The organism is Geodermatophilus aquaeductus (assembly GCF_900182545.1).
In the GTDB taxonomy this organism is placed as follows: Bacteria; Actinomycetota; Actinomycetes; order Mycobacteriales; family Geodermatophilaceae; genus Geodermatophilus; species Geodermatophilus aquaeductus.
In genome coordinates, this window is the sequence record NZ_FXTJ01000006.1 from 292607 (window position 1) to 299433 (window position 6827).

General features: G+C 76.3%; 7 protein-coding genes and 1 pseudogene. 5 read left to right on the forward strand and 3 right to left on the reverse strand.

Annotated features, from left to right (window positions below; translation table 11 throughout):
* The first annotated feature begins 9 nt into the window (after positions 1 to 9).
* The 3 genes from FN207_RS16775 (at position 10) to FN207_RS16785 (ending at position 1986) form a co-directional block, all read left to right on the forward strand.
* Positions 10 to 1209, forward strand: coding sequence for a cytochrome P450 (locus tag FN207_RS16775; RefSeq protein ID WP_142459607.1), 1200 nt, complete (start codon positions 10 to 12; stop codon positions 1207 to 1209).
* An 88-nt stretch (positions 1210 to 1297) separates the two neighbouring features.
* Positions 1298 to 1555, forward strand: coding sequence for a hypothetical protein (locus tag FN207_RS16780; RefSeq protein WP_142459608.1), 258 nt, complete (start codon positions 1298 to 1300; stop codon positions 1553 to 1555).
* Positions 1552 to 1986 carry a hypothetical protein gene (locus FN207_RS16785; RefSeq protein ID WP_142459609.1) on the forward strand — a complete coding sequence of 145 codons (435 nt, stop codon included), beginning with the start codon at positions 1552 to 1554 and terminating at the stop codon, positions 1984 to 1986. The genes FN207_RS16780 and FN207_RS16785 overlap by 4 nt, the downstream gene beginning before the upstream one ends.
* 45 nt (positions 1987 to 2031) lie before the next feature.
* On the opposite strand, the gene mgrA is transcribed toward FN207_RS16785, so the two are convergent.
* Positions 2032 to 3063 carry an L-glyceraldehyde 3-phosphate reductase gene (gene mgrA, locus FN207_RS16790; RefSeq protein ID WP_142459610.1) on the reverse strand — a complete coding sequence of 344 codons (1032 nt, stop codon included), beginning with the start codon at positions 3061 to 3063 and terminating at the stop codon, positions 2032 to 2034.
* 199 nt (positions 3064 to 3262) lie between these two features.
* Here mgrA and FN207_RS16795 point away from each other — a divergent pair, with 199 nt between their 5' ends.
* Together FN207_RS16795 and FN207_RS16800 are read left to right on the forward strand one after the other, a co-directional pair.
* Positions 3263 to 4078, forward strand: a complete 816-nt coding sequence (locus FN207_RS16795; RefSeq protein ID WP_142459611.1) for an alpha/beta fold hydrolase — start codon at positions 3263 to 3265, stop codon at positions 4076 to 4078.
* A 42-nt stretch (positions 4079 to 4120) separates the two neighbouring features.
* A complete protein-coding gene (locus tag FN207_RS16800) occupies positions 4121 to 4372 on the forward strand; it encodes an SDR family NAD(P)-dependent oxidoreductase (RefSeq protein ID WP_221888247.1) in 252 nt (83 codons plus the stop codon).
* Positions 4373 to 4400: 28 nt separating this feature from the next.
* Here FN207_RS16800 and FN207_RS16805 read toward each other — a convergent pair whose 3' ends face one another.
* The gene (locus tag FN207_RS16805; protein ID WP_142459612.1) at positions 4401 to 5378 is read right to left on the reverse strand and encodes an NAD-dependent epimerase/dehydratase family protein; all 978 of its coding nucleotides are present in this window, start codon (positions 5376 to 5378) and stop codon (positions 4401 to 4403) included.
* Between the two features lie 227 nt (positions 5379 to 5605).
* Positions 5606 to 6827 (reverse strand): annotated as a pseudogene (locus tag FN207_RS26365) (HNH endonuclease); the annotation flags it as partial.

Consider the following 6827-nt stretch of genomic DNA (forward strand, 5'->3'; position numbering starts at 1 on the left):
GAGTCCCCCATGACCGCCACCGCCACCATCCCGACCAGCGACGTCGACCCCTTCTCGCACGAGGTGCTCGAGGACCCGCTGGCCATGCACGCCGCCCTGCGCGAGGCCGGCCCGGTCGTGCACCTGGCCCGCTACGACGTCTACGCCATGGCGCGCTACGCCGAGGTGCACGCGGCGCTCGTGGACTGGCAGGGGTTCCAGTCCGCGGCCGGTGTGGGCATGTCCAACTTCCGGTACGAGGAGCCGTGGCGCCCGCCGAGCCTGCTGCTCGAGGCCGACCCGCCGCGGCACGACGCGCCCCGCCGGGTGCTGCAGAAGGTCCTCGGGCCCCGGGCGCTGCGCCGGCTGTCCGAGCGCTGGCGGGCCGACGCCGAGGCGCTCGTGGACGAGGTGCTCGCCACGCGGACCGAGTTCGACGCCGTCCCGGTGCTCACCTCGGCCTTCCCGCTGCGGGTGTTCCCCGACGCGGTGGGCCTCGGGCCGGAGGGCCGGGAGAACCTGCTGCCCTACGGCGACCACGCGTTCAACGCCTTCGGCCCGTCCAACGACCTGGTGGCCAGGGGCGCGCCGCGGGTGGCCGAGCTGTCGGGCTGGGTGGCCGCGCAGTGCCGGCGCGAGGCGCTGGCACCCGAGGGGTTCGGCGCCGACATCTGGGCGGCCAGCGACCGCGGGGAGATCACGCCGGAGATGGCGCCGCTCGTCGTCCGCTCGCTGCTGACCGCCGGCGTCGACACCACGGTGCACGGGCTGTCCGCCGTCCTGTACGCCTTCGCCACCCACCCCGACCAGTGGGCGCGACTGCGGTCGGACCCGTCGCTGGCGCGGGTGGCCTTCGACGAGGCGGTGCGGTGGGAATCGCCGGTGCAGACGTTCTTCCGCACCGCGACCACCGACGTCCGCATCGGCGACGCCGTCGTCCCCGAGGGCCGCAAGATCCTCATGTTCCTCGCCGCGGCCAACCGCGATCCGCGGCGCTGGGCCGATCCCGACGCCTTCGACCTCTCCCGCGACCCGTCCGGGCACGTCGGGTTCGGCATGGGCATCCACCAGTGCGTCGGCCAGCACGTGGCGCGGCTGGAGGCCGAGTCGCTGCTCACCGCGCTGGCCCGCCGGGTGCGGACGATCGAGCTGGCCGGCCCGACCGTGCGGCACCACAACAACACCCTGCGCGCGTGGGAGAGCATCCCGGTCCGGACGACGCCGGCCTGAGTCAGCGAGTCGTGGGCGGCCGGGTCGTGTGCGACCGTCCCGCGGGGGTAGGGACCCGCTGACCGCACGCCGAGCAGAGGAGCCCGCCATGACCGTCCCGAACACGACCAAGCGTGATGCCGCCACCGGCACCCGCGACATCAAGTCCCACGAGACGACCAGCTTCGCCGACCTCGGCAAGGAGATGTGGTCCTACCTCACGGGCAAAGGCGCGGCGATCAACTACGAGTTCGTCGACATGACCGTCGAGGTGCCGCGCGAGACCGGACCCGAGGCGCCGCGCGCCACCTGGAAGCTCAACGGCACCCTGCGGATCACCACCGCCGAGAACGCCAGCCGGGGATGACGCCCGGGGACGACCGGGCCCTCCTCGCCGTCACCGCCGACCTGTCCGTCGAGGTCGACGGCGTCCCCGTCCGGGTGCAGGCGTCGGGACAGGAGATCGAGGTGACCTCCCCCGACGTCCGGCGGCTGTTCGCCGCGGTCCGCGTGGCCGGCGGGGCGGCGACGCAGGGGCCCCCCGGCCGCGCCGAGCTGGCGCGGGTGGCCGACACCCTCGCCCACGCCGGGCTGACCGCGCGGCTCGACGGGCCGTCCGGGCGGGTGCTCAGCCTCGGGGCCGACGTCGACTCGGCGACCGGCTCGGCGCTGCTCGGCACCCGGCGCGCGCGGCTGCACCCCGCGGGGGCCCTGCGCAGCGGCGGTCCCGCACCGGTGGCCGCCGCGGCGCTCGTGCTCGTGGCGCTGGCCGTCCTGGCCGGGCGCCGCCGCCGCTGATCCCGGGCCGGCCCGCGGCACCCGCGGGCCGGCCCGGTGCGCGGCTCAGGCCGTGCGGGCGCCGGCCCACAGGTCGATGCCGGCGTCGACGGCGTACCGGTCGATGCGGGCCAGCTCCTCGTCGGTGAAGTCGAGCCGCTCGAGCGCGCCGACGTTCTGCTCGAGCTGACGCGCGCTGCTGGCGCCGATCAGCACGCTGGTCACCCGCTCGTCGCGCAGCCCCCAGGCCAACGCCATCTGGGCCAGCGACTGCCCGCGCTCGGCAGCCAGCTCCCCGAGCGCCCGGACGTGCGTCAGCGCCTGGTCGGTGATCAGTTCGGGCGAGAGCGACTTGCCCTGGCTGGCCCGCGAGCCCTCGGGGATCCCGCCGAGGTACTTGTCGGTGAGCATCCCCTGCGCCAGCGGGGAGAACGCGATGCAGCCGGCGCCGACGTCGGCGAGGGTGTCGAGCAGGCCCTCGGTCTCGATCCAGCGGTTGAGCATCGAGTAGCTCGGCTGGTGGATCAGCAGCGGCGTGCCGAGGTCGGCCAGGATCGCCGCCGCCCGCGCGGTGTCCTGCGGCGAGTACGACGAGATGCCGGCGTAGAGCGCCCTGCCCGACCGGACGGCGGTGTCCAGCGCGCCCATCGTCTCCTCGAGCGGCGTCGTGGGGTCCGGCCGGTGGGAGTAGAAGACGTCGACGTAGTCGACGCCCATCCGCGCCAGCGACTGGTCGAGGCTGGCCAGCACGTACTTCCGCGACCCGCCGCCCTGGCCGTAGGGGCCCGGCCACATGTCCCAGCCGGCCTTGGTGGAGAGGACCAGTTCGTCGCGGTACGGGCGGAAGTCGTCGCGCAGGTGCCGGCCGAAGTTGGTCTCGGCGCTGCCGTAGGGCGGGCCGTAGTTGTTGGCCAGGTCGAAGTGGGTGATCCCGAGGTCGAAGGCCCGCCGGAGGATGGCGCGCTGGCGGTCCAGCGGGACGTCGTCGCCGAAGTTGTGCCACAGGCCCAGGCTGATCACCGGGAGGTCCAGGCCGCTGCGGCCGGTGCGGCGGTAGGTCATCGAGTCGTAGCGGTTCTCCGCAGCGGCGTAGGTCATGGCCCCGATCCTGCCCGGGCGCCGCGAACCCGAACCGGGGCACCCGTCGGCCGCTGTGCGTGCGGGTCCGGGGCCGCACGGGTGACGCGGCGCCGGACGCTCCCCCGCACCCGGACGCCACACCGCACCGGCGCGTCGACCGCGAGGAGCATCCGCGGCGCGGGGGTCCCGTCCACCCGACCTGGAGGGAGGGGCCGCGATGCCCTTCTTCGACGGCTCCCGTGGCCGCGTCCACCATGACGCCTGGCTCCCCGACGGCGACGTCCGCGCCGTCGTCGTCCTCTGCCACGGCGACTTCGGCGAGCACCTGGGCCTCTACGAGCCCCTCGGCCGGCGGATGGCCGCCGACGGGATCGCGGTGCACGCCCTCGACGCCGCCGGCCACGGCCGCAGCGACGGCGAGCGCGACCTGACGGTCAGCAGGGACGACCAGGTCGAGGACGCGCGCACCCTCGCCGGACTCGCGCGGGCCCGGCACCCGGGCCGCCCGCTGGTGCTCATGGGGCACTCCGGCGGCGGCGTGGCCACCCTCCTGCTGGCCCAGCGCTCCCCGGAGATCGCCCGGGCCCTGGTGGTCTCCGCACCCCCGGCCCAGCCCCTCCCCTGGGTCGAGGAGCTGCTGGCCGCGGACGCCGAGGTCGGGGAGCTCGACCCGGCCGCGGCGTTCAGCACGCACCCCGGCTACCTCGAGACGCTGCGGACGGACCCGCTGGTGTCCCGCGGGCCGGTGCCGCGGCGGACCGTCGAGGCGGTGGTGGCCTCCTGGGCGGCGGTGACCGCGGGTCTCGCCGAGGGACGGCCGTCGGTCCCGACCCTGGTCCTGCACGGCGAGGCAGACCCCGTCGTCCCGGTCGGGGACTCGCGCGCGCTGGTCGCCCGGCTGCCGCACGCGACGCTGCGCACCTTCCCCGGCGACCTGCACGACGTCCTCAACGAGCACGACCGCGACGCCGTGCACGACGTCGTCGCCGGGTTCGTGCTGGCCCAGGTGGGCCCGGTCGCCGCCCGGACCTGACCCGGGCACCGGCCCCGGACCGGCCGGATCTAGCGTGCGCGGGTGCACACCTCCTCGCCCGGCTCCCCGTCCTCCGCGAGCAGGGGCGTCGTCGTCGTGACCGGCGCGAGTTCCGGGTTGGGCGCGGAGATGGCGCGGCAGTTCGCCGCACTCGGCTGGGACCTCGCGCTGTGCGCGCGCCGGACCAACCGGCTCGACGCGCTCGCCTACGTCTGGGCCTGGGCGCTCGAGGGCACGGACCCGCCGGCCCCGGGACCGGGTGACCTGGCGTTGACCTTCGACTGCGCCGCCTGACCGCGCGTCCGGGTCGGCCGGCCCGCGCTCACCGCAACGTGTAGGGGCCGGTCGACCCGGCGTGGTAGCCCTTGGCGCCGACCGTGCGGGCGAGCTCGCTGCGCGGCGGGCGGCCCGCGGCCAGCAGGTCGAGGGCTGTGCGGAAGCCGTACTCCGGTGTCCAGCCGAGGTCGGCGCGGGCGGCGTCATTGACGTACACGCGGTCGATCGACGGGAACAGCCGCCAGCCCAGCCGCTCGTAGAGCGCCGGGGCGTCGGGGAACAGCCGGGCGACGACGGCGGGGGCGTCGGTGCGCAGCTGGGCGAGGTCGTCCCGGCCGAAGGGCGTGGTGGCGCTGACGACGTAGCGGCCGAACCCGAGCGCGGGCGCGCGGTCGAGGGCGGCGCGGTGGGCGGAGACGACGTCGGCGAGGTCCACGCGCCGGTACAGCAGCTCGTTGACCTTGACGTTGTCGTCGGCGAAGGCGGTGCGGACGTCGTCGGCGTCGTCGCCCTCGGGGAAGAAGCGCGAGGTGCGCAGGACGACGACGGGCAGGCCGGTGTTGCGGGCGACGAGCTCGCACAGGTCCTCGGCGGCGACCTTGGTGGCGCCGTAGACGTTGCGCACCCGCGGCGGCACGGCCTCGGTGACCCACGCGGCGGGCTCGCCGGGAGCGGGGGTCAGCGCGCGACCGAAGGCACTCGTGGTGCTGGTGACCACCACGCGGCCGACGCCCGCGGCTGCCGCCTCCTCGAGGACGGCCAGGGTGCCGGTGACGTTGGTGTCGACGAAGTCCTGCCGGCTGTGCGTGCCGACGTGCGGCTTGTGCAGCGTGGCGGTGTGCAGCACAGCGCCGGCGCCGGCGAGGGCGTCCCGGACGGCGGCGCGGTCGGCGACCGAGGCGACGACGTCGGTCCACGGCGAGGGCAGCAGGTCCAGCCCGACGACGTCGTCGCCGGCGGCGCGCAGGACGCGGACCAGGGCCTCGCCGAGGTGGCCGGAGCTGCCGGTGACGACGACGCGCATGCGGCCACCCTGGCACGGGCCTCCGCCGTCCCGACCCCGGGACGCGGCAGCGCCCGGTCCTGAGGGACCGGGCGCTGCACGTCGTGCCGGCCCGACAGCCGCCTCTCGGCGAGTGGCCGCTCGCAGCGGCAGGTGGTGAGGCCCGGGGGCATGGACCGGACCGGCATCCCGTCCAACACCCGGCGCACGGGGACATTCCCGTCCCGCCTCGACCGGGAGCCGTCGGCTCAGTAGGGCGGTGGGGTGGTGGTGGCGGTGAGGCCGGTGGGTGTGGTGACGGTGAGGGTGCCGTCGGGGGCGAGGGTGTGTCGCCAGCCGGGTGCCTGGTGCTTGCCGCGGTGGTGGCCGGTGCAGTAGCCGGTGAGGTTGCCCGCGGCGGTGGGTCCGGCCGGCCACGGGACGGCGTGGTCGAGTTCGCCGCTTCTCGGTACGCGGCGGCGGCAGCCGGGGAAGCGGCGGCGGCGGTCGCGGGCGCGGACGTGCCGGTCCAGCGCCGCGCCGGGGCGGTAGCCGTCGGTCGGGCCGGGAGTGCTCAGCCCGGTGCCGGCGCGGCCGGCGCGACGCAGGGCGGGCAGGTCGATGAGGGTGAGCAGCGCGCCGGTCAGCGCGTCGGTGAGCACGATCCGGGGGCGGTCGGCCAGCCCGCCGCCGCCGGTGGTGGCCAGCAGGCCGGCGAGCGCCTGACGGGCCTGGTCGGTGGCGGCCCCGAGCGCGGTGAGGGCGTCGGGGGCGGCGGTGACCCGGCCGGCGGGGCTGTGCGCCCAGGCGGTCTCGTCGGCGGCGTCGGCCCGGGCGGCGGTGGCCACGAGGCGGTGGGCGTGGCCGAGGGCCTGCTGGGCGGCGAGGACCGCATCCCCGGCGTCCTCGACCGCCCGGTCGGCGCGCGCCCACCAGCCATCCTCGGTGCCGGTGGGTGGCGTGTCGGAGCGAGTCGGGCTGGCGGGATCCGGCGGTGGGTGGTCGGCGGTCCACGCGGCCTCTACCTTCGCGGGGTCGAGGGAAGGGGCACCTCGGCCGGCCAGCTCCTCGATGAGCACCCGGTGCACGGTCTCGGTCCACCACCGCTCGAACTCCGGATCCACCGCAACGTCCCGCCACACCGGAACCTCGATCGGACCGAGGGCATGCCTGCCAGCGGACGCGGCCGTGTTGGTCGGAGCGGTGTCGGCCGGAGCGTCCTCGGCCTGGGTGGCGGTTGCGGTGGCGACCAGCGGGTGTCCGGTCAGCGCGGCCAGCAGCGCACGCACCGTCTCGGCGGGCACCACCTGACCGTCGATCTCGCACGGCTGGTCCCCACCGAGCAGCGCCCCCAGCGGTGCGATCACCGACAGGACGACCTGCACCGGCGCCAGGCCGGTCTCGCCGGGGCGCAGCACCAGGTCGAGCAGGCAGTCGGCCATCTTCTGCCCGCGGGAGCGCCCATCGGCGGGGTCGGCGGGCAGCGCGTCG